At 68.4% G+C, this 25,124-nt stretch carries 14 protein-coding genes and 1 pseudogene; 12 read left to right on the top strand and 3 right to left on the bottom strand.

Annotated elements, in window-relative coordinates; translation table 11 throughout:
- Window positions 1-25 precede the first annotated feature (25 nt).
- The 7 genes from OG780_RS10055 to OG780_RS10025 all read left to right on the top strand — a co-directional run bounded on the left by OG780_RS10055 (window position 26) and on the right by OG780_RS10025 (window position 16,094).
- Window positions 26-1,483: an NCS2 family permease gene (locus OG780_RS10055; RefSeq protein WP_328446786.1), complete on the top strand. Its 1,458-nt coding sequence runs from the start codon at window positions 26-28 to the stop codon at window positions 1,481-1,483.
- A gap of 43 nt (window positions 1,484-1,526) precedes the next feature.
- Window positions 1,527-2,681: an XdhC/CoxI family protein gene (locus OG780_RS10050; RefSeq protein ID WP_328446784.1), complete on the top strand. Its 1,155-nt coding sequence runs from the start codon at window positions 1,527-1,529 to the stop codon at window positions 2,679-2,681.
- A gap of 142 nt (window positions 2,682-2,823) precedes the next feature.
- Complete coding sequence (locus OG780_RS10045; protein WP_328446782.1) at window positions 2,824-3,990, top strand: glycoside hydrolase family 6 protein; 1,167 nt, start codon at window positions 2,824-2,826, stop codon at window positions 3,988-3,990.
- A 912-nt stretch (window positions 3,991-4,902) separates the two neighbouring features.
- Window positions 4,903-9,621 carry a DEAD/DEAH box helicase gene (locus OG780_RS10040; protein ID WP_328446780.1) on the top strand — a complete coding sequence of 1,573 codons (4,719 nt, stop codon included), beginning with the start codon at window positions 4,903-4,905 and terminating at the stop codon, window positions 9,619-9,621.
- Window positions 9,618-11,135: a nuclease-related domain-containing DEAD/DEAH box helicase gene (locus OG780_RS10035; RefSeq protein ID WP_328446778.1), complete on the top strand. Its 1,518-nt coding sequence runs from the start codon at window positions 9,618-9,620 to the stop codon at window positions 11,133-11,135. Before OG780_RS10040 ends, OG780_RS10035 begins: the two co-directional genes overlap by 4 nt.
- Window positions 11,136-11,362: 227 nt before the next feature.
- Window positions 11,363-14,311: a helicase-related protein gene (locus OG780_RS10030; protein ID WP_328446776.1), complete on the top strand. Its 2,949-nt coding sequence runs from the start codon at window positions 11,363-11,365 to the stop codon at window positions 14,309-14,311.
- Window positions 14,292-16,094, top strand: a complete 1,803-nt coding sequence (locus tag OG780_RS10025) for a DUF1998 domain-containing protein (RefSeq protein ID WP_328446774.1) — start codon at window positions 14,292-14,294, stop codon at window positions 16,092-16,094. The genes OG780_RS10030 and OG780_RS10025 overlap by 20 nt, the downstream gene beginning before the upstream one ends.
- 96 nt (window positions 16,095-16,190) lie before the next feature.
- Here OG780_RS10025 and OG780_RS10020 read toward each other — a convergent pair whose 3' ends face one another.
- From OG780_RS10020 to OG780_RS10010, 3 genes and pseudogenes are all read right to left on the bottom strand, one after another.
- Entirely contained in the window at window positions 16,191-16,631 is a 441-nt protein-coding gene (locus OG780_RS10020; protein ID WP_328446772.1) for an SRPBCC family protein, read from the bottom strand.
- A gap of 137 nt (window positions 16,632-16,768) precedes the next feature.
- Window positions 16,769-18,154: a diacylglycerol/lipid kinase family protein gene (locus tag OG780_RS10015; RefSeq protein WP_328446770.1), complete on the bottom strand. Its 1,386-nt coding sequence runs from the start codon at window positions 18,152-18,154 to the stop codon at window positions 16,769-16,771.
- Between the two features lie 250 nt (window positions 18,155-18,404).
- Window positions 18,405-18,860: pseudogene (locus tag OG780_RS10010) on the bottom strand (winged helix-turn-helix transcriptional regulator); the annotation flags it as partial.
- A gap of 120 nt (window positions 18,861-18,980) precedes the next feature.
- Between OG780_RS10010 and OG780_RS10005 the strand changes: the two are divergent.
- The 5 genes from OG780_RS10005 to OG780_RS09985 all read left to right on the top strand — a co-directional run bounded on the left by OG780_RS10005 (window position 18,981) and on the right by OG780_RS09985 (window position 25,119).
- Window positions 18,981-19,466 carry a PaaI family thioesterase gene (locus OG780_RS10005; RefSeq protein WP_328446768.1) on the top strand — a complete coding sequence of 162 codons (486 nt, stop codon included), beginning with the start codon at window positions 18,981-18,983 and terminating at the stop codon, window positions 19,464-19,466.
- An 83-nt stretch (window positions 19,467-19,549) separates the two neighbouring features.
- Window positions 19,550-20,185 carry a DUF1345 domain-containing protein gene (locus OG780_RS10000; protein ID WP_328446766.1) on the top strand — a complete coding sequence of 212 codons (636 nt, stop codon included), beginning with the start codon at window positions 19,550-19,552 and terminating at the stop codon, window positions 20,183-20,185.
- 144 nt (window positions 20,186-20,329) lie between these two features.
- On the top strand, window positions 20,330-21,364 hold the full coding sequence (locus OG780_RS09995) for a Dyp-type peroxidase (RefSeq protein ID WP_328446764.1): 1,035 nt from the start codon (window positions 20,330-20,332) through the stop codon (window positions 21,362-21,364).
- A complete protein-coding gene (locus OG780_RS09990) occupies window positions 21,361-22,311 on the top strand; it encodes a family 1 encapsulin nanocompartment shell protein (RefSeq protein WP_328446762.1) in 951 nt (316 codons plus the stop codon). The genes OG780_RS09995 and OG780_RS09990 overlap by 4 nt, the downstream gene beginning before the upstream one ends.
- Window positions 22,312-22,545: 234 nt before the next feature.
- Window positions 22,546-25,119: an ATP-dependent Clp protease ATP-binding subunit gene (locus tag OG780_RS09985; RefSeq protein ID WP_328446760.1), complete on the top strand. Its 2,574-nt coding sequence runs from the start codon at window positions 22,546-22,548 to the stop codon at window positions 25,117-25,119.
- The last annotated feature ends 5 nt before the right edge of the window (window positions 25,120-25,124 follow it).

Genomic DNA, 25,124 nt, shown 5'->3' with positions numbered 1-25,124 from the left:
CTTTGAACCTTGGGAGCAGGCCCACATGACCCAGCAGTCACTGGAGCCGAAGACCACCGCGCAGGACGCGGGCGCGGGCAGCCGCGTTCCGGCCGGACGGTCTTGGCTCGACCGGTACTTCCACATATCCCAGCGGGACAGTTCGATCGCGCGTGAGGTGCGCGGCGGCGTCACCACCTTCATGGCGATGGCGTACATCCTGCTGCTCAACCCCCTCATCCTGTCCGGCAAGGACGTGGCGGGGGACGCACTCGGCCAGAAGGCGCTGATCACCGCGACCGCGTTCGCGGCGGCCTTCACCACCCTTCTCATGGGATTCGTCGGCAAGGTGCCGCTCGCCCTCGCCGCCGGACTCTCGGTGTCCGGGGTGCTCTCCTCACAGGTCGTCCCGCAGATGACCTGGCCGCAGGCCATGGGCATGTGCGTGATGTACGGCGCGGTCATCATGCTCCTGGTCGTCACCGGGCTGCGCGAGATGATCATGAACGCGATCCCGTTGGCGCTCAAGCACGCCATCACCATGGGCATCGGCCTGTTCATCGCGCTGATCGGCCTGGTCAAGGCCGGCTTCGTGCACCAGGGCAAGGCGACCCCCCTCACCCTCGGCCCCACCGGCGAACTCGCCGGCTGGCCGGTGCTGCTCTTCGCCGCGACCCTGCTCCTGATCTTCGCTCTCCAGGCGCGCGGTGTCCCCGGCGCGATCCTCATCGGCATCGTCTCCGGCACGGCCGTCTCCGTCGTCCTCGACGCCACCGGTGTCATCGACCCCGGCCAGTGGGCCGGCGGCGCCCCCGAACTGCACGGCAGCGCCGTCTCGATGCCGGACTTCTCGCTCTTCGGCAAGGTCGAGTTCGGCGGCTGGAGCCACGTCGGCGCCATGACGGTCGGCATGATCGTCTTCACTCTGGTGCTCGCCGGGTTCTTCGACGCGATGGCCACGATCATCGGCGTCGGCACCGAGGCCGGACTGGCCGACGACCGGGGCCGGATGCCCGGTCTGTCGAAGGCGCTGTTCATCGACGGCGCGGGCGGAGCGGTCGGCGGAGTGGCCGGAGCGTCCGGCCAGACGGTCTTCGTCGAGTCCGCGACCGGCGTCGGCGAAGGAGCCCGTACCGGCCTCTCCTCCGTCGTCACCGGCCTCTTCTTCGCGGCCTGCCTGTTCTTCACCCCGCTCACGGCGATCGTCCCGGGCGAGATCGCGGCGGCGGCCCTGGTGGTCATCGGCGCCATGATGATGACGAACGCGCGCCACGTCGACTGGGCCGACCGCGCCACCGCCGTCCCGGTCTTCCTGACGGTCGTGATCATGCCGTTCACCTATTCGATCACCGCGGGCGTGGCGGCCGGTGTGATCAGTTACGTCGCCGTCAAGACCGCCCAGGGCAGGGTCCGGGAGATCGGGGCCTTCATGTGGGGTCTGACGGCGGTCTTCTTCGTCTACTTCGCGCTCCACCCGATCGAGGGCTGGCTGGGCGTCCGCTGACGCCGAGCCCCTTCCACGCAACCGCTGCCAAGGAGACCGAGACATGCTGGACATCGCCGAAGAACTGCACCGGTGGGTCGAGCAGGGCCGCGACTTCGCCATCGCCACCGTGGTGGCGGTCGGCGGCAGCGCGCCCCGCAGGCCCGGCGCCGCGCTCGCCGTCGACTCCGACGGCACGGCGATCGGCTCGGTCTCGGGCGGTTGCGTGGAAGGGGCGGTCTACGACCTGTGCACACAGGCGCTGGAGGACGGCGGGACCGTCCTCGAACGCTTCGGCTACAGCGACGACGACGCCTTCGCGGTCGGCCTGACCTGCGGCGGCGTCATCGACATCCTGGTCACCCCGGTCCGCTCGCACGACACCGCCCGACGGACGGTGCTCGCGACGGCCCTGGCCCGAGCGGCGCGCGGCGAGGCGGCGGCGCTCGCCCGCGTCGTGAGCGGGCCCGCCGAACTGATGGGCCGCGCCCTCGTCGTACGTCCCGACGGCTCCCACGAGGGCGGTTTCGGGGCCCATCCCGGGCTCGACCGTACGGTGGCGGGCGAGGCGGCGGCCCTGCTGGACGCCGGCCGCACCGCCACCGTGGAGATCGGAGAGCAGGGCTCTCGTTGTGGAGCGCCGCTCACGGTCCTGGTGGAGTCCTCGGTCCCGCCCCCGCGCATGATCGTCTTCGGCGCCATCGACTTCGCCTCGGCGCTGGTCCGCGTGGGCAAGTTCCTGGGCTACCGGGTGACGGTGTGCGACGCCCGTCCGGTCTTCGCGACGGCGGCCCGTTTCCCCGAGGCGGACGAGATCGTCGTGGAATGGCCCCACCGCTATCTGGAGCGCACGGAGGTCGACTCCCGCACCGTCCTGTGCGTCCTCACCCACGACGCCAAGTTCGACGTCCCGCTGCTCCGGCTCGCGCTGCGGCTCCCGGTGGCGTACGTCGGCGCCATGGGCTCGCGCCGTACTCACCTGGACCGCAACGAGAGGCTGCGCGAGGTCGGCGTCACCGAGATCGAGCTGGCCCGCCTCAGGTCGCCGATCGGCCTGGACCTGGGGGCGCGGACCCCCGAGGAGACGGCCCTGTCGATCGCGGCGGAGATCGTGGCCGACCGGCGCGGGGGGAGCGGGGTCTCCCTCACCGGGGCGCACACCCCCATCCACCACGACACACCCTCGGATCCGGTGCGCCGGATCGGGTCGGTGGCCTGAGGGCCCGCCTCCGGGTCGTTCCGCGGTTTCCGGGCGTGTTCTTCTGCGCCCCGTATTGACGCACGCGCGCCTCTCGGCGAACCTCCTGTGGGAGCGCTCCCGCAAGTCCCTCGTGACCGTTGCGACCCCGGAGTGAACCCGTATGAGACGACGCACCCCCACCTGGCTCGCCGCTCTGTCCGTCGGACTGGCAGCCCTGTTCGCCGTACCACCGGCGCACGCCGCCGAGGCCGCCGGCCGCGCACCGTCGCTGTACGTCCCCGACGCCAACCCGGCGGCGTACCAGCAGGCCCTCGGCCTCGCCCGGGCCGGCCGGCTGCGCGACGCGGCGGGCATCGTGGCGATGGTGAACACCCCGCAGGCCGTGTGGTTCGGTGACCAGACGCCGGCCGAGGTGGAGAAGGAGGTCCGCGCGGTGGTGCGCGACGCGGGCCGTGACGGCGCGATTCCCGCGCTGGCGCTGTACGACATTCCCGGCCGGGACTGCTCCAACTACTCGGCGGGCGGCGCCGCGGACACCGCCGAGTATCAGGCGTGGATCGACGCGGTGGCCCGCGGGATCGGCCGCGGCGACGCGATCGTCACCCTCGAACCCGACGCCCTCGCCCTGCTGCCCTCCGACTGCGGCCAGGACGACGCGCAGGGCACGAAGACGACCGCGCGCTACGCGGAGGTCAACTACGCGGTCGATGCCCTGGAGCCACTGCGCGGGACGAAGGTCTATCTCGACACCGGGCACCCGGGCTGGCACTCCGTCAACTCCATCGTGCCGCGCCTGATCGAGGGCGGGGTGGCACGCGCCTCCGGCTTCTACACCAACGCCTCGAACTACCACACCGACGACGCCAACTCCTGGTACGGCAAGCTCATTTCGTCCTGCCTGGCCTACGCCGACAGCGGTGGTGACGTGGCCCAGTGCCCCAACCAGTGGTGGCCGCGCGCCGACGCGCAGGCCTGGCTCGACGCGCAGGTGTCGACCCCGCCGTCCCGGATGAAGCACTTCGTCACGGACTCCAGCCGCAACGGCCGCGGCCCCTGGACCCCGCCGGCGGGCAAGTACACGGACGCGCAGGACTGGTGCAACCCGCCGGACCGCGGCCTCGGCGCCCGCCCCACGCTGCGCACCGGCGACCCGCTCCAGGACGCCCGGCTGTGGATCAAGACACCCGGCGAGTCGGACGGCCTCTGCCTGCGCGGAACCGCGGGGCCCGAGGACCCCGAGCGCGCCGCGGCCGATCCGAAGGCGGGCGACTGGTTCCCGCAACAGGCCCTGGAACTGGCGCGGTTGGCCGAACCGCCGCTGCTGTAAGGGAATTGAGCGTCGGGGTCCCCGTTTCGACGCGGGACTGTCCGCAGGGCAAGATCGTGTGGAATGTACGGGCGGATCCCCGCCCGTACATTCCACACGCCTGGTTTGTGCACAAGGGCGCACGCCAGGCGCACTCAAGCCCGCTCGCGCCAAGGCTGCCGCAGCTGGATTCGGCAAGAACACTTCCGTTTCGCGGCGAGTTGCTGAAGCATTGTCGACACCACGACTCTGCGAGTTGTGAAGATCGCTTCGCGGATGCAAGGTGTGAAGGAAAGGTCGCTTGTTGCTGCCGGGGCTCCGGTCGTGTGGTCGGCCCGGTCTTCGTGCTGGGGCGTTCGGCCTGGAAGTCGGCCACTTGAGCTCGCGTTCGCTTCGCCCTGCGAGATGGCGGAGGCAGCCTCCAGATCACGAATCGGTGACGGGTCTTCCCTGCGACGAAGTCTTGTTGAACGCTTGAGCTTCACGAATGGGGGGGACGTGTGAAGGTCTTTGTGTGTCCGACGCGTCCTCGGGCAGAGAGGTCTGCGCCGGTCATGGACTCTGCCGTGGCGCAACGGGGGTGCGTGGCCTCGTACCGGGACGGAGTGGATGCCCGCTTCCGGCGAAGAGGTTGCCGTGGGCGGTCGAGCGGCCCCGGTGTCGCCATGTGGCGGAACGTTCCGCATCGAGGGACACCGACAAGGTCTGGGCACCGTCGGCTCGGGGCTCCGGCGCCCACACGTCGAGGAGTGCTCCCGACGTCTCGAAGAACCGGACTGTCAGTGGCTGCGTCCACAGACTATGACGGGTCGACGCAGTGCCGGGTGTGACGGTTCGTTGGTGCATGGGCGATCGAAGTTCAGGAGCCGTGTAAGTGCAGGTTTGGCAGAGGTGCATTGTGGTGTCTGTAGTTGCGGCGGTGCTGCCGTGTTGATGAATCGTGCCGAATGGGTCCCGGAAGAGAGCCTGATTGGTGAGGTCGACGACCTCTTCGGGCGAGCGATCGATTCGTATCGCGCGAATCCCAACCTGATCACGGAGCACGCCAACCACGAGGAGTCCATACGGGTCGGTGGTTACTCCAACCGCACGCTTCTGGAACTGGTGCAGAACGCTGCCGACGCGATGTCGGGGGCTCCGGAGGACCAAGAGGGAGCCGGGCGGGTTGAGATCGTCCTTGATCTCAACCACCAGACTCTGTACTGCGCGAACGCCGGTCGTCCGTTCTCTCGAAGTGGCCTCACGGCGATTGCTCACGCGCACCTCAGCGGTAAGAGGGGTGACGAGATCGGGCGGTTCGGACTTGGGTTCAAGTCGGTGCTCGCGGTCACCGACGCTCCGCAGGTCTTCAGTCGATCGATCTCCTTCGAGTTCAACTCCGCCCGGACCAAGGCGACGATCGCATCGATCGGTTCCACGGCCAGAAGGTTTCCGGTCCTGAGGACCGTGACGAGAATCGACGCCGCGACCGAGTTCGACAAGGATCCGATCCTTTCGGAACTCGCTCAGTGGGCGACAACGATCGTCAGGTTGCCGCATGCCTCCAAACTGGAGAGCCTCAGGAAGGAGATCGAGGAGTTCCGCTCCGAGTTCCTCCTCTTCGTCAAGGCGGTTCGCGAGGTCCGGCTCCGGGTGATCGGGCCGGACGACGACTTCGATACGAGCCATGTGTCACGTCGCCTGGGCGACGGTCGATTCCGCATCGAGCGTCCTGAGGGCAGCTATGACGACTGGTACGTCGAGGACCGGATGCACACCCCGAGTCCCGAGGCTCGGACGGAGGTGGGTGAGGCGGTATCGCGTGGCCAGGTGAAGGTCACGGTCGCCGTGCCCGGGCGCCTCACCCAACTGAGGCTGGGCGAGTTCTGGTCGTACTTCCCGCTCCAGGACAGGACTTCCGCGTCCGCGCTCTTCAACGCGCCGTGGAGCGTGAACGACGATCGCACCACACTGCTCGAGAACGACTACAACCGAGAGATCCTGGTGGCTCTCTCGAACATGTTCGTCGACATGTTGCCCAAGGTCTCCTCCAGCGACGATCCGGCCGCGCACCTGGACTACATGCCGGCACGTGGTCGTGAGACCCACTCTCTGGGCGATGACGTTCTCTGCGCTCATGTTCCGCACCTCGGAGCCAAGAAGGCACTGGTGCCGGATGCGACCGGCACCCTGCGCATGGCTCTGGACCTTCGCCCGTTGGACTTTGGAGTCGGAGCGTCCGAGGCGGATCACGAGAAGTGGATCAAGTCGCCCAACACCAGGGCTGATGTGCCACATTGGCGCTGCTACACCAACAGCCAGCGCGTGACGCGTCTTCGACAGCTGTACATCAACAGCGTCGACTCGGATTACATGGACCGGCGGTCCAGGGACGAATTGAGAGCCTTGGAGCAGATCCCCAGAAGGGGAGCACTGTCGTGGCTGCGTGAGTGGGCAGACGGGAACGACGCTCGATCGGCCGCGCAGGCGCTCGAGTTCGCCGTACAGAACCCGAGGGTCGAGGGCGTCAACTCCGCGAAGGTCATTCCGACGACTGCCGGCATGTGCTCCATCAAGGACCGTGACCACGTCTTCCTCAGAGGCATCGGAGACGACGTCGAGGGCGCGAGCTTCGTCCGCCCGGACTTCCTCGCGCTCCCCGGAGTCGAGAAGAAGCTTGGCGACAAGGGGTTCCGGGACCTCGACCCGATGGCCGTCTTCGAGACCAGGATGGCCAAGCTGTCCTCGGAACCGGAAGACGACGAACTCCCGAAGTTCTGGGAGGCCGCCAAGGAAGTACCCGTGACCCAGGCGCAGAAGGTTGTCGCCGGCAGGAAGGCGGGAGGCTTCAGTGTCCCGGTCCCGACCCGTGACGGTGGGTGGGCGCCGCCCGAGCAGGTACTGGACATCGACGGTCTCGGCGACGGCATTCCCGAGCGGACGTTGGACCGGTCGCGCTGCGTTGTGCAACTCGCCCACGAGGCGGGAGTTGTCCACGCTCCGCGGAAGTCCTACTCGGTCGACGACGAGATCTACTTCCAGGCGTACGGCGAATACATCCTCGACGAGCTCAACAGACGACTCGGACCCGGTGAGCGCGCCATCGAGCGGGTGGAGTTCGACAACAACGACGGACCCGGCCCCTTCTCGGTGCTCCTGATGTTGGGAGAAGCGCAGGCACCCCCAAGCGTTCGGGAGACGTGGTCCGTTCAACTGCTCGCGTTGGAGGAGGACGGCTACTGGACTTGCGAAGACAGTGGCACGGGCAACAGATACCGAGTGATTTCCCCCGTCCGGTGGGCCGTGGAACGGGCGGGTCTTCTCAACTCGACCCGTGGCCACCGAGGACCTCGCGATGTCGTGTCGGCTTCGCTCGTCACGTTCGAGGCCCTGTTGCCCCTCTTCCGGGGACCGCGACGCGTCGAAGATCTGCTCGAACTGCCGAAGGTGTTGAAGGACGTCCCGGCCGAGGTGCTGCGTGAGGCGCTCGACGCAGAATTCGTCAATCCGGCGATCAAGGATTCGACACTGACGGCATTCGTCCTCACCTCAGGCGAGATCGGCTATCCCGGCGCTCGTCCCCCGCTCATCCCCGCCCGAGTGGGTCGAGCCGTCGAGGCGAAGCGGCCTGACGCGGTGTACCTGGCGACGACGGAAGAGGAGCGCGCACTCCTCCGTGAGAAGCACAAGCCGTTTCTGTGGGCGGCTCCGGACGAGGTGGAGCTGCTGGTCGAGGCGGTCGGATGTCGCCGCTTCGAGGACAGCTTCTCCTTCTCGTTGCTGGTCGACGGCCGGCAGGAGGGGGAGCGGGTCATCGATGTGTACACCGGGCTCCGTTCGATGTTCGTCGACGACAAGGTCATGAACGCGTCAGTGGCCAAGGCTGTGCACATTTCAAAGCGTGTGACCACGGAGGACGGAGTCGAGGACAAGTCGCTCGACTGGCATCTCGATGGGTTGACACTCGTCGTTCGCGCGGACCTCGACGAACGGCGTGTCCTGAACATTCTCAACGAGGCGTTCGGCCTCCAGCTCACGAACGCCGAGATGAGCGATGTCCTCAAAGCCGGCATCGAACAGCGACTCGAGGAGCAACGACAGTCGGCACGTGCAGCGTCCAGCGACGCCGAACGTCTCGAAATCCTGCTCGGCGAGGACACGTTGCGGGACAACCTGCCGAAGGGACTCTGGCAGGCGCTGAGGAGCCAGAGCCTGGTGGACCGGACGACGTCCGTCGGCGAGCTCTTCCTGACCGTCTGGGGAAGTGACTCCATCAAGCACCTCGCTGCCGAGTTCAGGGCCGAGGGGTACCCGGACGTTCCCACGACATGGGCGGGCGGTGCGTTGACGATCGCTTGGCTCCGCAAGATGGGATTCGGAGCCAAGTACGCAGGGCGCCGAACCCATCGCCAGGACGAGGAGTTCGTCGTGCCCGGCGCCGTGAAGCTCAACTCGCTTCACGACTTCCAGAAGGACATCAGTGGCCAACTGCGAGAGGTCCTGACGACCCGAGAGGTGGAGGGTCGCCATCGCAAGGGCATGGTGGAACTACCGACGGGAGCGGGGAAGACCCGCGTTGCGACCGAAACGGTGCTGCGACTCTTCATCGAGGGCGAGATGCGCGGAACTGTTCTGTGGATCGCGCAGTCGGAGGAACTCTGCGAGCAGGCTGTGCAGACGTTCAGCACTGTTTGGCGTGGGCTCGGCGACGAGCGTCCCCTGACGATAGGGAGACTCTGGCACTCGAATGTCGTTCACGAGCCCGATACCGAGTTCAGTGTGGTCGTGGCCACGGATGCGAAGCTCAACGTCCTGGTCGACTCGGCCGAGTACGAGTGGTTGAGTCGCGCCACCGCTGTCTTCGTCGACGAGGCACATCGAGCCGGCGGGTCGACGATGTACACGAAGATCTTCCGGTGGCTCGGGGTGGACGGCCGTAATTGGAAACGCCCTCTCGTGGGCATCTCGGCGACGCCGTTCAAGGGCAGGCCTGATATCCACTCCGGGCAGACAGATGACTTGGTTGCTCGCTTCGGCACGCACAAAATGTCGACGTTCGACGGCAACCCGTACGACGAACTGTCGAAGATCGGTGTGCTCGCTCGGGTTGAACACGAGGTGCTGTCTGGTGTGGACGTGACGTTGGAACCGGGCGAGCTCGCTCAGGTGCGATCCATGCGCAAACTCGAACCCCAGGTTCTTGAACGCATCGGTCAGAACCAGGCGCGCATGCGCATTCTCGTCGACCACATCCTGCGTCGGGACCCTGATTGGCCCGTCCTCGTCTTCACCCCCAGCGTGCTCTCCGCGCAAGTACTCGCGGCGACACTTCGATATCGAGGTGTCGAGGCCGCCGCGGTCAGCGGTCAAACCGGCCGGCAGGAGCGTCGCGAGGTGATCCAGAGGTTCAAGGACCGTGAGATCAGAGTCCTCACGAACTGTGACCTGCTGATCCAGGGCTTCGATGCCCCCGGTGTCCGGGCCTTGTACATCGCGAGGCCGACGTTCAGCCCCAACGCCTACATCCAGATGGCCGGCCGTGGCCTGCGCGGTCCCGAGAACGGTGGCAAGCCGGAGTGCCTGATCGTGGACGTCGCCGACAACTTCGGCGCGGTGAATGACTTCCTCGGATACAAGGCCTACGAGGACCTCTGGCGAAAGCAGGGCGCGTGATACTCATCCCGGATCTCTCCGACATCGAGGCGACAGCCACCAGCAACGCCGAACGGCGAGTGGCCCGGCTCCTGAGAGCCGTCGAAGGGCCTCAGGACGCGGTCGCCTTCCACTCCGTCAAACTGCGCAGCCACGAGACCAAGCAGCAGGCGGAGGCCGACTTCGTCGTGCTCTGGGGCGGCGTCGTGATTCTTGTCGAGGTCAAGGGCGGGGGCGTCAGGAAGCACAACGGGATCTGGTACACGATCGACCGCCGTGGCGACTGGAACAGGTTGCGCGAGTCACCGATGGACCAGGCGCAGTCGGCCATGTTCGCGTTGCGCAGAATCCTTCAGGAGGAAAGGGTCGGTTGGTTCGCGGCCGAGGCGGTCGCTGTGACCCCTGACATCGAAGCCCCTCCGGCAGCCGTCGAGTGGCAGGAGAGTCATTGGTGGGCCAAGGACCGGATGAGCGTCGCCGGACTGACAGAGGCCTTTCAAGCAGTCGCCGGTACCGCCAGGACCGCTCCTCGGGGAACGAGGGTCGCGACCCCTGAGGTTCTACGGGCACGGCTCTTCGGCGAGTTCACACGTATGCCGGTGATCGACGCGCAGCGGGGCGCGGTGATAGAGGAGCAGAACCTGGCGACGGACGGCCAGGCGCGGGTCTTGGCGGCGCTGTCCCGTAACCCGAGGATGCTCGTCTTCGGTGGCGCGGGAACCGGGAAGTCCCTGGTGCTCGCGGAAGGCGCGAAGCAGGAGGCCGGGCAGGGGAAGTCCGTTCTCATCACCTTCCACTCGCCTGCACTCGTCGACTTCTTCGGGCCGCGAATCGAGGGCAGGGACATCGATCTCCTCCCCTTCGCCGACCTGTCCGGTGACAAGCGGTACGACGTCGTCTTCGTCGACGAGGCACAGGACCTCATGAACGCCGAAGGCATGGACGCACTCGACTCGGTCATCCGTGGTGGACGTGAACGCGGTCGATGGAGGATGTTCCTCGACCCCAACAACCAGGCCCGTGTCGACGGCGAATTCGATCCGGAGGTCTGCGAGCTCGTACAGCAGGAGGCGCTGCAGTACGACTTGGACCGCAACGTCCGTAACACCCGGGCGATCGTCCATGTCGTACAGGAGTACCTGGGCGCGGATGTCGGGGATCCGGCCATAGTCAACGGCGAACGCGTGGCGTGGCGGTGGTCGGTCGGTCCGGCCGATGTCTTCGAGGCCGAGGCCGTGGCTCGGGACCTGGTTGCGAACGGGGCCGGACGGAACGACATCTGGATCATCAGCGTCACAGCGGACGGTGAACCGTTCAGGAGTAAGTCGGGATTCCTGGTGACGAACCCGCGCTTCGCCAAAGGGCTGGAAGCGGAACATGTCATTGTCTGCGACCTGCCGCAGGAATACGACGACCGTTCAGTGGCCGCCTTCTACGTGGCCATCACGAGGGCCCGCGTCACGCTTCACGTGGTCGCCTCCAAGGACGACAAGAAGCGACTCCAGGACCTTCTTCGAAAGCAGGTTGGCAAGTGAACCTCACCGCGGCTCAGAAGGAGGCCCTGCGACACCTCCGGGCGTCCTATGCGGGGCCGGAGGGCGGAGAGGAGGAGGTCACGGGGAACCTCCCCCACCGGCAGTACGCCGTCGGCATGCTCTTTCCCGTCGAGGAGTCGGCGGACCACTCCGGCGGCGAGGACACGGACTACGAGGAGATCCCGCCGGACGTTCCGGAGGGTGACGTCGAGGAGCACGCTGCCCAGGTGCCCTTGGCCGAGGATTGGAAACCGTCCTCGGTCGCCATCTCCTTCGTCACCGACGGCGACTCCGTCGGCGTCGAGTTCTCGTGCGGCACGTATGCCCTGGTCGGCGGGGACGGTCCGCCGAGGTGGCAGCGCGATCGATTCTTCGAGGACGGCATCGGACTCCCTCGAGGGGGCGCGCCTGTGGCCGTGGTTGTCGGCGGTGCCAAGGTCGAGGTCGGAGCACGCTGGCGTGCCCTGGGAAACAACTCGTTGGTCACCGTGCATGTTCGCAACCTGGCGGAGTCCACCGGGGACGACCGACTCGACGTGCCCCTTACGCTGTTTCAGGTTCGACTGAAGGTTGCGTCGTCCGCGGGAGCACAAATCTTGGAGTATGAGACGACGCGTTCCTTCGATTCCGACGAAGAGGCCGCCGAGCTGCGTCTGCGGTATCGGAAGCGCAAGGTCTACGCGGTCGGACACGGAATGGCCGCGGAGTGGGGCTTCACGGACGACCGTTGCACCGAGGTCTTCCTTGAGTCCGTGCCCGCTTTCGTGGTTCCTTCCGTCGAGACCACGGGATTCGCCAAAGGCACGGCGGAGGCCAGGTCTCTGGAGTTGGCCCACCTCGAGCAGATCGACTCCGATCCCGACGCTGTGCTTCGGTCCCTGGACGCCTTCGTCGGTTCCTTCGCCGAGTGGGCGGACGAGCAGATGAAGCGAGCGAAGTCCTTCGGCGACGACGAGGACGTGGCCGTTCGAGTCGCCAGGCGTTCCCTGGACGCGGTCGACAGGATGCGGGAGGGCTTGGATCTCCTCCGAGCGCCGGAGGGACGCGAACTCCGAAGGGCGTTCTCGCTCGGAATGACCGCCATGCGCCTCCAGATGCGTCAGGCCGGGATCAATCGCGGAGAACCCGAGGACGAGGTGCGGGAGCCGGAATGGCGCCCGTTCCAACTGGGCTTCCTCCTTGTCTCGCTGGCGTCCACGGTCGATGCCGAGCACAAGGACCGGAATCTCGTGGACCTCATTTGGTTCCCGACCGGCGGCGGCAAGACCGAGGCGTACCTGGGGCTCGCCGCGATCGAGATCTTCCGGCGAAGGCTCACCCACGGCCTCGCCGGCGGAGGCACCGCCGTCATCACTCGTTACACCTTGCGACTCCTGACCGCCCAACAGTTCCAGCGCGCGGCCGCGTTGGTCTGCGCCATGGAGAAACTGCGCGCCACGGACGAACGCGTGATGGGGATGGCGCCGTTCTCGATCGGCCTCTGGGTGGGCAACGAGGTCACACCCGGCACACGTGGAGACGCACGGGACGCCCTCAAACGGCTGCAGAAGGCGGCACGTCCGGAGGAGGCGAACGAGTTCCAGGTCGAAAGTTGCCCCTGGTGTCTGACACCGATGGTGCCGGCGCTCAGGAGCGACAAGCCGCAGGACTACGGCATGCGTCTGGTGGGCAACGACGTCGTGCTCCATTGCGTTGACGCGTCGTGCAGTTTCGCGGAGGAACTTCCGCTCGCCGTCGTCGACGAGGTGTTGTACGAGGTACCTCCGACGATACTTCTGGCGACGGTCGACAAGTTTGCGCGTCTGCAGTTCAGGCCCGAAGCGGGACGGCTTCTGGGACTTGGGACCAATTGCAGGCAGCCGTCCATGGTCATCCAGGACGAACTGCATCTGCTTTCGGGTCCGCTCGGAACCACCGTGGCGGTGTTCGACGCGGTGATTCAGCTCCTGCTCGGTCGAACGGGGTCCAGCCCCAAGATCGTCGCGTCGACGGCCACCATTCGCGCGTCCGAGGAACAGGTACAGGGGCTCTATGGTCGGGACGTCGCCCTGTATCCTCCCTCCGGACTCGATGACGACCGGACCTTCTTCTCCCGCCCTGTGGAGCATGAGGAAGGCCGTCTCTACGTTGGTCTGATGCCCCAGTCGGTCTCGCAGCCTTCGGCGGTCATCGCCGCGGCCACTCCTCTGGTCGAGATGCCGGAAGCGCTGGCCGCCCGGGCCGATTTTGCCGTCCCGAGGGACGCCTACTGGACACTGGTCATGTACCACAACAGTCTTCGTGAGCTCGGGCGTACCGGGACGTTGGTCGTCGACGACGTCAACGGCCGGCTCGAGCCTCGCGCGGAGCGATTCGACTTCCCCCTTCGGCAGGTCAGAGCCGGGAAGGTCCTGGAACTCACGAGCCGTCGTGGAGCGGAGGAACTGCCGAACGATCTCCGCGCGCTGCGTGTCAGGGCAGACGAGTCACCGGATGCCGTCGATGTCGTGCTGTCCTCGAACATGCTCTCCGTGGGCATCGACATCCCGAGGCTTGCGTTGATGCTGATGGTGGGTCAACCGAAGACCACGGCCGAGTACATCCAGGCCACCAGCCGGGTCGGACGCGGCGACATCAACGGGGTCGTCGTCACGCTGTTCAGATCGAGCCGTGCCCGCGACCGGTCCCACTTCGAGACCTTCCGCGGCTATCACGAGGCTCTGTACCGCAGCGTGGAGCCGACGAGCGTCACCCCGTGGTCGTTGTCGTCACGCGACAGGTCCCTCGCCGGTGCACTGGTCGCGCTGCTGAGGCAGTCGTTCACTCCACTCGCGCAGAATCACGACGCGGGTCAGCTCGATCTGGACGACGTCAGGCTTCGCAAGGCGGTCGAAGGAATCGTGGATCGATTCCTGGGCTACGTGCACCGTGCCGACGGGTCGGAGGCGACCGACACCGGGCACGCGGTGTGGAGCCTTCTGAAGGACTGGGATCGTCGGGCGTCCTTGGCACGGGACTCGGGCGAGCCCCTGTACTACCAGCGGACGAAGAAGGAACAGGCAGCTCTGTTGAAGCGGTTCGGACAGCCCGGAGACGGATGGCTCGTCGCGGATTCGATGCGGTCGGTCGAGCCCAGCGTCGCGGTCGAGGTGCAGGAACCGCAGGAGGAGGTGCTCGATGGAGAAGATCAAGCATGATCTGCGGCTCTCCGAGACGATTTCGCCGTTCGGCGTGGGTGCGATCGTCGACATCCGAGGGGAATCCCTGATCGCACCGGACACGTCCTGGTGGGACACGAGATTCGCTCCGGAAATCAGTTGTGAGCGCCTCATGGCGAGGCTCGGAGCCGGAAAGCTGAGGCAACCTCCGGCGCATGCGGGCCGCGCGGCCAAGGAAACACCCGCGTTGCCCTACTGGCGCTTTCCGGCATGGAGGTTCTGCGAGCGCTGCGACAGGCTCACGAAGCTGACCGGGAAGAAGAAGGGCAAGTGGAGCAACACCTGCGACTGCGGCGGCATGCTCGTGCCGATGCGATACACCGCCGTCTGCGACAAGGGCAGCCACATCCGGGACATTCCCTGGTTCAAGTGGGCGCATCGGGGGCCCGCGGCCGGTAGGAACGAGTCGGTTCGGTTCTGTCGTGACTACAAGGCGCTCAGGTTCCACAAGCTGGCCAAGCGCGGCGAAGGCCTCGCGTCACTGGTGGTCAAGTGCTACGGATGCGGCAACGCACGCTCCTTCGCGGAACTGGTGGCGAGGGGGGCGCTGAAGCGCGACGGGATCCGCTGCGAGGGACGGCAGCCCTGGGAGCCGAAGAGTTCGGTGCAGGAACCCTGCCCCTGCGAACTGGTCGCGGTGCAGCGTGGTGCCACCGGCAATTACATCGCCAAGACCATTTCGGCGCTCGATATACCGGAGGAACGCCCGCCGTCCGTGGAAGCGGCCGACAAGATCCGTGGACACCTCTTGTTCGCGAAGGTCGTGGCTGACAACGGCGGTCCCTTGGCGGAGACCGGGGCGCAGTGGATCGCCCAGGATCTCGGCGTGACCCCGGAGGCTGTCCTGGCGGTCGCGGCGGGAGAGGAGAACACGAACGATGACTTGTTGCTCGACCTCAAGGACGGTGAGTGGGCGGCGTTCCTGAAGAAGCTCGACGCAGGACGTGACGGGAGCGGCAGTGACTTCGTCGTCGACGGGCGTAGCCTCGAAGGCGTGCCGGGGCCGCCGAGCCTGATCAACAGGCTCGGCGGAATCGGACAGGTGCGTCGGGTGCGGGAAGTCCGTGCCTTGCGGGGATTCCGGCGCCACGACGCGGAAGCGGCGTTGATCGGGGTCGACCTGGGGGTGAACCAGAAGTACGGACCGGTCTATCCGGCCGTTGAGTTGTTCGGAGAAGGTATCTTCCTGCGGTTCGACGAGGCGAAACTGGCCGCCTGGGAGGCGCAGAGAGGTGTACAGGCACGGGCCGGCATCCTCAAGGCGCGCAGGGCCGACTCTCCACTGGCCGGTCGCCTCGATGTGCCGGAGCCCAGATTCGTGGCCCTGCACACATTGGCGCACTTGCTCATCCGACGATTGGCGTTCGCGAGCGGCTACGCGTCCGCCGCGTTGCAGGAGCGCATCTATGCCAACACCGACCGGACGGACAAGACAGCCGGGATTCTGATCTACACCGCCGCAGGGGATGCGCAGGGGACGCTGGGCGGGCTCGTCAGGCTGGGGACCCCGGGCAAGCTGATCCCTCTTCTGGTGGCGGCGCTTGAGGATGCGGATTTCTGTTCCAACGACCCTGTCTGCATCGAAAGCGACAGACAGGGAGCCTCGCAGCTCAACCTATCGGCCTGTCACGGTTGTGCGCTGGTGAGCGAGACCTCCTGCGAGACCGGCAACACTTTGCTGGATCGACAGTTGATATTGGGCGGAAGTGATGTGAGGGGCCTGCTGGACGATGTTCTGGCGGAGGTCCGGATGCCCGAGTGACCGACTCCTGGACGGATGCCGACCGAGTGGATGGTGGTGGGCGGCACCGGCAAGGGAATGCTTCCCGTCGTCGCCGCTCGGGCGTACGGCTGGGGCTCATCCCCGCCCCAGCAACCCGTCCACCGCCCGCCCGAACATCCACCGCGCCGACCACCCCAGCGGGCGGTCGGCGAGGGCGGGCAGGACGCGCACGCTCAGATCCTCCCGCCAGACCACCCGTGAACCGCCGCCGTCCGCCGGGTGCACCTCGAACTCGGCCCAGCCCGTGACGAACGTGCCGCGCTTGACCAGCCGGCACGTTCCCGGGACCCCGTCGCCCGGCGGGCTCCACGCGACGACCTCCATCGGGTCGTCGAACGCGAGCCGCCCGAACCCCGACCGTGCCACGAAGACCGTGCCCTTCCGCGTCGGCGCCGGGGTGCGCACGGTGACCCGGGTTAGCGGGACGACGTCCGCGTGCCGGGGCCAGTCGGTCAGCCGCCGCCAGCTCTCGGCGACGGAGTGCCGGGACACGCGTTCCAGGACGAAGAGGACCACGCAGTGATCGTAGGCGCCGGAAGGCCGGGACCGGAGACGAACCCACCGCGGGACATGCTGCCGAGGATCCGTGGAGCAGGCCGACGACGGTCCGGGAACGTGCTGCCGTCGGTCCGCGGGACGCCCTCGCCCGGTGCTCACGGCTTGCCGGACGGTTCCTCCGGTCGTCGTTCCCGCCCCGGTCCGTGGCCGGGGCGGTGCACACCGGCCGTGCGGCTCACGAGCAGGGCCATGGCCATCAGCCGGCGCCAGTCCAGGGTGGGCTGGACCGTGGGCACGCCCGGACGCTTCTTCGGGACGCGTACGCGCAGCACGCCCGGTTCGACGCGGCAGCGCACCGGCGTGGGCAGGACCATGGCCTCGCCGTCGACACCGGCTTCCAGTTCTGCGCTGTCGGCCGTCACGACCACCTCGCGCGCCGTGAGGACGGACAGGCCCTGCGGGGCGGGGGAGAGCAGCAGGGCGGCGGCCTCGACCGCGCTGTCCACCTTGACGCCGAGAACGCCGAGCAGCCCCGTGTCCAGCCGCTCGCGCCGTCCCAGACCCGCCGGATCGTCGGTGCGGTAGGGGTTGTTGCTCACCAGCACCGCCTGCGGTGCCACGAGGGTCGTGCCGGCGGCGTGGGCGGTCAGCTCGGGTCCGCGCTGGCGGGTGAGCAGATCCGGAAGGAGTTCCAGGATCGTGCCGATCTTGTCGTCCCGGTAGGCGGGATCCTGGACGACCGCCGCGTACGCGCCGAACGAGGCGTTGTTGACGAACGGGTGCGTCCCGGCGAAGCCGAGGTCCACCCGCAGTTCGACCCCGTTCGTCAGCGCGTCCAGGCAGGTGGCGGGGTCGTCGCGGTCGAGGCCGAGGTCCATGGCGAAGTGGTTGCGGGTGCCGGCGGAGACGACGAGGAACGGCAGCCCGTGTTCGGCGGCCACGGCCGCGACGAGCGCCTGCGTCCCGTCGCCGCCCGCGACGCCCAGCAGATCCGCTCCGTCGGCGACCGCCTGCCGGGCCAGTTCGGTGACGTCCTGGTGCTGCTCCGGGTCGAGGAGCACGACGCGGGCGCCGAGCCGCTCGGCCTTCTCCACGAGTCCGAACCGCTCCACCTTGCCGCCGCCGGAGCGGGGGTTCATCAGGACGAACGGCTTCCGCGGCGGCGGGGTGCGGTGCTCCTTCATGGGCCGGACCCGGCCGCGGGCGCTGCGCAGCGCGTAACGGCCGCACCACACGGCGATGATCCACAGCACGGGGGACAGCAGCAGGGTCCACAGCAGGGTCAGCGCGAGGACCACGACGGCGGCGAGCGGGAGGACGATGGCGAGCAGCCCGGCGATCCAGCGCAGCGGGCCCCGCCGGGTCAGCATCCACCACAGTGCCGCCGCCGCCACGGCCATGGCGGCGGCGGCAGCGAGCAGGAGCAGGAAGCCGCGTACGCCCCCGAAGGCGAGCGGCAGTGCCACGGCGAGCGCCGCCGCCGTCAGCGAAGCTCGCGCCGCCCATCGTTCTCTGGCCGGCGGCCCCGTCTCCGTGCTCATCGTTCCTCCACCGGTCGGTCCGTCCGGCACCGCGGTCGCCGTCAGAGAGGGCACCGCCGCGCCGTTCACGCGAACCGGATGCCCGTGCGGCGGACGTCCATGTCCGACCCGCCGGGACAGCCCTCACAGGGTCACGCTGTCACGAGCCGGGCTCCGGGGCCACGAGGCGGCCTGTGTCCCGGTCCGTTTCCTGGCGCGCGCCTCCTCCCGTTCCCCGCCCGGGGGCCGGGAGGGCGGCGGGATCCGCCCGCCGCGCCGACGGGCCGGGGCGGGTACGCGCCTCCGGCGGGATCAGCTCGCCGTGCCCGGCTCCGCACACGACCGCCGCGCGCACCTGCTCGCCGCAGTCCGCGTGCACGACCTCCAGCGGCGGCCCCTCGGGGTCGGCCGTGTACCGGTCGCCCCACTGCTTGAGGGCGATCATGGCGGGCCACAGCTCCCAGCCCTTGCGGGTGAGCCGGTACTCGTACCGGGTGCGGCTGCCGGGCTCGCTGTACGGCACGGTGTCCAGGATCCCGGCCGCGACCAGCTTCCGCAGCCGGTCCGCCAGCACGCTCTCGGAGAGCCCGACATGGCGCCGGAAGTCGTCGAAGCGCCGTACGCCGTTCATCGCGTCCCGCAGGACCAGCATCGACCACTTCTCGCCGATCAGGTCGAGGGTCCGCTGGACCGTGCAGTTCTCGGTACTGGTGTCGAGCCACGTCATGCGCCCCATCGTAAGCTGACTGTGAGATTGACAGCCAGGTGTGGTGCTGGCTAGCTTCTGTCGTACCGGCTGGCTTCGAAAAACAGAGTCAGAGGGCCGAAGCGGGAGAGTGGGAGAACCATGGGCAGGTCTCGTACGTACGACTGGGAGGACCCGGCCGTGTGCGCGGCGGCCGTCGCCCGGTACAGCGGCCTCGAATTCCTCCGCGAGATGCAGGCCGGACGGCTCCCCGCGCCGCCGATCTCCGCGACCGTGGGCATGACCCTCGACGAGGTCGAGCACGGCCGGGTGGTCTTCTCCCTGGTCGCGGGGGAGGAGCACTACAACCCCATCGGAAGCGTCCACGGAGGCGTCTACGCCACCCTGCTGGACTCCGCCGCGGGCTGCGCGGTGCAGTCCGTGCTGCCCCGGGGCACCGGCTACACCTCGCTCGACCTGAACGTGAAGTTCCTGCGGCCGGTCACCGTGGACACCGGCCGGATCCGCGCGGTCGGCACCGTCCTCAACAGCGGCCGCCGTACGGCCCTCGCCCAGGCGGAGCTCCTCGACGCGGGCGGCCGGCTGCTCGCCCACACCACCAGCAGCTGTCTGCTGTTCCCCGTCTGACCCGCCGCCGTTCCCCGTCCTGACGCCGCCCGCCGCGGGTTCCACCGGGCCGGCCGGCGCCGCCGGGGATACCGTGGCGGCGTATGAGAACCAGCCTGCCCCTGGACGCCGTGCCGCGCCTGATCGTCGCGGTGATCCTCGGTGCCGTGGTCGGCGTGGCCGTCGGGCTCTCGAACGACGTCTTCCTGGGCTCGCTCGTCGGGATCGCGGCGACGGAACTGTCCTTCGTCCTGGCGGGCTGGGCGGTGCTGTGGCCGATGACGGCCACGGCCACCCGCGACAACGCGCGCCGCGAGGACTTCCGCCCCCTGGCCGACGAACTCGTGGTGGTCGCGGTCGCCCTGTGCGGGCTGTGCGCCATCGTGCTGCTGCTCCTGCGCGGCAGCCGGTCCGACCAGGGCCACGCGGGGGCCGTGACCGCCCTGTGCGGAGTTTTCCTGGCCTGGGCCGCGCTGCACCTGATGTACGCCACCCGCTACGCCTACGTGTACTACGAGGCGAACGGCGGCATCGACTTCAACACGGACGACCCACCGGCGTACCGCGACTTCTTCTACTTCAGCTACAACCTCGGGATGACCTACCAGGTGTCCGACACCAGCGTCTCCAGTCCGGGGATCCGCTCGATCGTGCTGAGGCACTGCCTCCTGTCGTACGTGTTCGGCACCAGCATTCTCGCGACGGCCATCAATGTCGTCGTCGGACTCGTGAGCGGCTGACACCGCCGCGGGTGCGATCCGTTCTGGTGCGGTTTGTCCCATGACGAAGCAGGATGGGGGAAGTACCGACCGGTCCGTGCGCGACGGGACACCTCCGCGTCCCATCGCGACGGACATCTCCGCGTCCCCTGAGGAGGACGACCCTTGGCCGAGCCACAGGCTGTGATCTCCCGACCGGCCAGGGCCACCGTGTTCCTCGTGGTCACCGTCACGCCGGGATGCGAGGACACGGTCCGCGGTCTGCTGGAGGACGTCTCCGGACTGCGCCGCTCCGTCTCCTTCCGGGCACCGGACGGCGAACTCGGCTGCGTCGTCGGCGTCGGATCGGCGGCCTGGGACCGGCTGTTCAGCGGGCCCCGCCCCCAAGAGCTCCACCCGTTCGTGGAGTTGGCGGGCAGACGCCACCGGGCCCCGGCCACGCGGGGAGACCTCCTGTTCCACCTGCGGGCCCGCCGCGAGGACCTCTGCTTCGAACTGGCCCGGCTGATCGTGGAACGGCTGGACGGCGCGGTCACGGTGGTCGACGAGGTCCATGGATTCAAGTACTTCGACGACCGCGACCTGCTCGGCTTCGTCGACGGCAGCGAGAACCCCGAAGGACCGACGGCCGCCGACGCCGTGCTCATCGGCGACGAGGACCCCGATTTCGCCGGCGGCAGTTACGTGATCGTCCAGAAGTACCTGCACGACCTGCGGACATGGAACGCGCTGCCGTCGGACGAGCAGGAGAGGGTCATCGGGCGCACGAAGCTCGCCAACACCGAACTCCCCGACGACGTCAAACCGGCCGACTCCCATGTCGCGCTCAACACCATCACCGGCGAGGACGGCCGCGAACGCAGGATCGTGCGGGAGAACATGCCGTTCGGCACCCTGGGCGAGGGCGAGTTCGGCACCTTCTTCATCGGCTACGCCCGCACCCCCGAGGTGACCGAGCAGATGCTGCGCAACATGTTCCTCGGAGACGGCCGGGCCTCGCACGACCGCATCCTCGACTTCTCGACCGCGATCACCGGATGCCTCTTCCACGTGCCGCCCGCCGGCTTTCTCGACGACCTCCCCGCCGCCCCCGGCGAGCGGGAGGAGGGCGAGCCCGCGGCGGACCCGGCCGCCGCCGACGAGCGCGCGGTGGCGGCCGGCTCGCTGGGGATCGGCAGCCTCAAAGGAGTCCGAACATGACGACCGCACCCGACGCCACCACCGCCACGGACACCGCCACCGCCACCGCCACCGGGACCGGCAACCTGCACCGGGAACTCGCGCCCATCACGCCCGCCGCGTGGAACGAGATCGAGGACGAGGCGCGCCGCACGTTCCGGCGCAATCTCGCCGGCCGCCGTGTCGTGGACGTCACGGGCCCCGAGGGCCCCGCGCTCGCCGCCGTGGGTACCGGCCACCTGTCCCGCATCGACGGACCGTCACCCGGTGTCGCGGCCCGGCTGCGCAGGGTTCAGCCCCTGGTCGAGCTGACGGTGCCGTTCCGGGTGAGCCGTGACGCCGTCGACGACGTGGACCGGGGCGCCAAGGACTCCGACTGGCAGCCGGTCAAGGACGCGGCCCGCACCATGGCGTTCGCCGAGGACCAGACCGTGTTCAACGGCTACACGGCGGCCGGTGTCGACGGTCTTCGCGCCCGTACCTCCAACCCCGTTCTCCGCCTTCCCGTGGAGCCCCGCGACTTCCCCGACGCCGTCAGTCACGCGCTGAGCACCCTGCGGCTGGCCGGTGTGCAGGGCCCGTACGCGCTGCTGCTGGGCGCCGAGGCGTACACGGCGGTCAGCGAGACCTCCGACCACGGCTACCCCGTCGCCGCCCACCTCGGCCGGCTGCTCGACGGCCGGCTGATCTGGGCCCCCGCCGTGGAGGGGGCCTTCCTGCTCACCACCCGGGGCGGCGACTACGAACTGCGCCTCGGTGACGATCTCGCCATCGGCTACACCGCCCACGACGCCATCGGCATCGACCTGTACTTCCGGCAGACCCTGACGTTCCTCGTCCACACGGACGAGGCCGTGGTGGCCCTCGACCCGTGGACCGACACGAACACCGACACGAACCTGGACACGAACATGGACATGGACATGGGCGCGGACTCGGACAGGGACGCGGGCAGGGGCGGGGGCTGATCCCGCCGGGGGCACGGGCGTTCCCCGGGCGGGGCGGCCTTCCGCGCGGGTCCGCGGGCCGGGCCGTGTCCGTTTTCCGGCGTTCGCCAACGCCCCCTCCCCCTCGGCGAGTTCCCCCTTCTCCGAGGAAAAGCCGCAGGCCAGGATGTTCACGGCGCTGATGCCCGCTCCGGTTGCGGAGCAATAGGTGCCGCGAAATGGTGGAAGGACTCGTTGCCGCACCGGGAGCTGTCCATGTCGATGTCGTCCTACGGTTTCGGCTCGTCCGACCCCTTCGGTGAACTGCTGAACCGCTTCTTCGGGATGTCGCCCGCGTCGTCTCCTCCGGCGGTGCAGCGCGTGCCCATCGGACGGCTGCTGACGGAGTCCTCGCAGGAACTCCTGAACCTGGCCGCACGGCGGGCCCAGCAGGACGGGACGTCGGATCTCGACACCGAGCACCTGCTGTGGGCCGCCACGAAGGTGGAACCCGCCCGCTCCCTGCTGGCCCGCGCGGAGCTGGACCCCGACGCGCTCGCCGCGCAGCTGGCCGAGGTCCTCCCCCGGGAGAGCAGCGAACCGTCCTCGGAGCCGGGGCTGACCCCGGCGGCCAAACGCACCCTCGCCGCCGCGTACGCCCGCTCGCAGGCGGCCGGGGTGTCCTACATCGGCCCCGAGCACATCCTCGCCGCCCTGCTGGGGGACGCCGACACCGGTGCCGCCCAGCTCCTGCGGGCCGACGGACAGGACGCGCAGAAGCTGGCGGGTCTCACGGAACGGACGGCCCGTCCCGAAGGCCGTCCCGCCGAGCCCGACAAGCCCGCCACGACCCTCGACGAGTTCGGACGGGACCTGACGGAAGAGGCGAAGGCCGGCCGGCTCGACCCGGTCGTCGGACGCGCCGAGCAGATCGAGCAGACCATCGAGATCCTCTCGCGGCGCTCCAAGAACAACCCCGTGCTGATCGGTGAGCCGGGCGTTGGCAAGACCGCGATCGTCGAAGGACTCGCGCAGCGCATCGTCTCCGGTGACGTCCCGGACACCCTCAAGGGCAAGCGCGTCGTCTCCCTCGATATGTCCGGCATGGTGGCGGGAGCCCAGTACCGCGGACAGTTCGAGGAGCGGCTGAAGAAGGTCATCGAGGACGTCCAGGCGTCGGAGGGAGAGATCGTTCTCTTCATCGACGAACTGCACACGGTCGTCGGCGCGGGCGCGACGGGCGAGGGCTCCATGGACGCGGGCAACATGCTCAAACCCGCTCTGGCCCGCGGGGAACTGCACGTGGTGGGTGCGACGACCATCGACGAGTACCGCAAGTACGTCGAGAAGGACGCCGCGCTCGAACGCCGCTTCCAGCCGGTGATGGTGCCGGAGCCGACGGTCGAGGAGACCGTGCAGATCCTGGAGGGCCTGCGCGACGCGTACGAGGCGCACCACCAGGTCCGCTTCGCCGACGGCGCCCTGGCCGCGGCGGCGGAACTGTCCGACCGCTACATCAGCGACCGGTTCCTGCCCGACAAGGCGATCGACGTGATGGACCAGGCGGGCGCCCGGGTGCGGCTGCGCGGCGCCGTCCGCTCGACCGAGGTCGCCGAACGCGAGGACCGCGTCGCGAAGCTGCGCCGTGAACGCGATCAGGCCGTGGCCGCCGAGGACTTCGAGCGCGCGGGGCAGCTCAAGGGACGGATCACCGAGACGGAGGGCGAGCTCGCCGGCATCGAGGAGCGGCGCGCCGGTGTCGTCTCCGTGACCGCCCGTGACATCGCGGACGTCGTCTCCCGCCGCACCGGCATCCCGGTGTCCCAACTCACCGCCAGCGAGAAGGAGAAGCTCCTGAAGCTGGAGGAGGAGATGCACTCCCGGATCGTCGGCCAGGACGAGGCGGTCACCGCCGTCTCGCAGGCGGTACGCCGCAACCGGGCCGGCATGGGCGATCCGAACCGCCCCGTGGGCTCCTTCCTCTTCCTCGGCCCCACCGGCGTGGGCAAGACGGAACTGGCCAAGACCCTCGCCGAGCAGCTCTTCGGCGACGAGAGCCGCATGGTCCGCTTCGACATGAGCGAGTTCCAGGAGAAGCACACGGTCGCCCGTCTCGTCGGGGCGCCTCCGGGATACGTCGGTTACGACGAGGCGGGGCAGCTCACCGAGAAGGTCCGCAGACAGCCGTACAGCGTCGTCCTGTTCGACGAGGTGGAGAAGGCGCACCCCGATGTCTTCAACACGCTGCTCCAGATCCTCGACGACGGGCGCCTGACGGACGGTCAGGGCCGCACCGTCGACTTCCGGCACTGCGTCGTCATCATGACGTCCAACATCGGCGCGCACCGCATCCTGGACCACAAGGGCGATGTGTCCGATCTCAAGGACGCGTTGATGGACGAGCTGCGGACCCGGTTCCTGCCCGAGTTCCTCAACCGCATCGACGACATCATCATCTTCCACGGCCTGAAGGAGGACGATCTGGCGCAGATCGTCGAGCATCTCCTCGGCCGGAGCGAACGCCGGGTGCGCGCGCAGGGCATGAAGCTGGAGGTGACCGAGGCGGCCAAGAAGCTGCTGGTCGCCCACGGCCATCAACCGGAGTTCGGTGCCCGCCCGTTGAGGCGCACGATCCAGACGGAGCTCGACAACGGCATCGCGGAGCTGCTGCTCGGCGGCGAGGCCGAACCCGGCGACACGATCGTCGCCGACGACCGGGACGGCTCCGTTCGCTGCACCGTGCGCAAGGGTGCCGGGGGCAACAGCGCCCCGGACGAGGGGCCTTCGGGCGACGGCGCGGAGGCGGAGCGGGGGAGCGCGGTGCCCGCCGGCGACACAGGCCACGACTGACCGAC

This window comes from Streptomyces sp. NBC_00386, assembly GCF_036063235.1.
GTDB lineage: Bacteria > Actinomycetota > Actinomycetes > Streptomycetales > Streptomycetaceae > Streptomyces.
Note: the sequence above shows the minus strand (reverse complement) of the source record. Positions and strands in the feature narration are given on the sequence as shown.

What these genes read in the sequence shown, in the direction of transcription:
- OG780_RS10055 (WP_328446786.1), top strand. Translation starts at nt 26, where the DNA reads ATGACCCAGCAGTCACTGGAGCCGAAGACCACCGCGCAGGACGCGGGC.
- OG780_RS10050 (WP_328446784.1), top strand. Translation starts at nt 1,527, where the DNA reads ATGCTGGACATCGCCGAAGAACTGCACCGGTGGGTCGAGCAGGGCCGC.
- OG780_RS10045 (WP_328446782.1), top strand. Translation starts at nt 2,824, where the DNA reads ATGAGACGACGCACCCCCACCTGGCTCGCCGCTCTGTCCGTCGGACTG.
- OG780_RS10040 (WP_328446780.1), top strand. Translation starts at nt 4,903, where the DNA reads ATGAATCGTGCCGAATGGGTCCCGGAAGAGAGCCTGATTGGTGAGGTC.
- OG780_RS10025 (WP_328446774.1), top strand. Translation starts at nt 14,292, where the DNA reads ATGGAGAAGATCAAGCATGATCTGCGGCTCTCCGAGACGATTTCGCCG.
- OG780_RS10015 (WP_328446770.1), bottom strand. Translation starts at nt 18,154, where the DNA reads ATGAGCACGGAGACGGGGCCGCCGGCCAGAGAACGATGGGCGGCGCGA.
- OG780_RS10005 (WP_328446768.1), top strand. Translation starts at nt 18,981, where the DNA reads ATGGGCAGGTCTCGTACGTACGACTGGGAGGACCCGGCCGTGTGCGCG.
- OG780_RS10000 (WP_328446766.1), top strand. Translation starts at nt 19,550, where the DNA reads ATGAGAACCAGCCTGCCCCTGGACGCCGTGCCGCGCCTGATCGTCGCG.
- OG780_RS09990 (WP_328446762.1), top strand. Translation starts at nt 21,361, where the DNA reads ATGACGACCGCACCCGACGCCACCACCGCCACGGACACCGCCACCGCC.
- OG780_RS09985 (WP_328446760.1), top strand. Translation starts at nt 22,546, where the DNA reads ATGTCGATGTCGTCCTACGGTTTCGGCTCGTCCGACCCCTTCGGTGAA.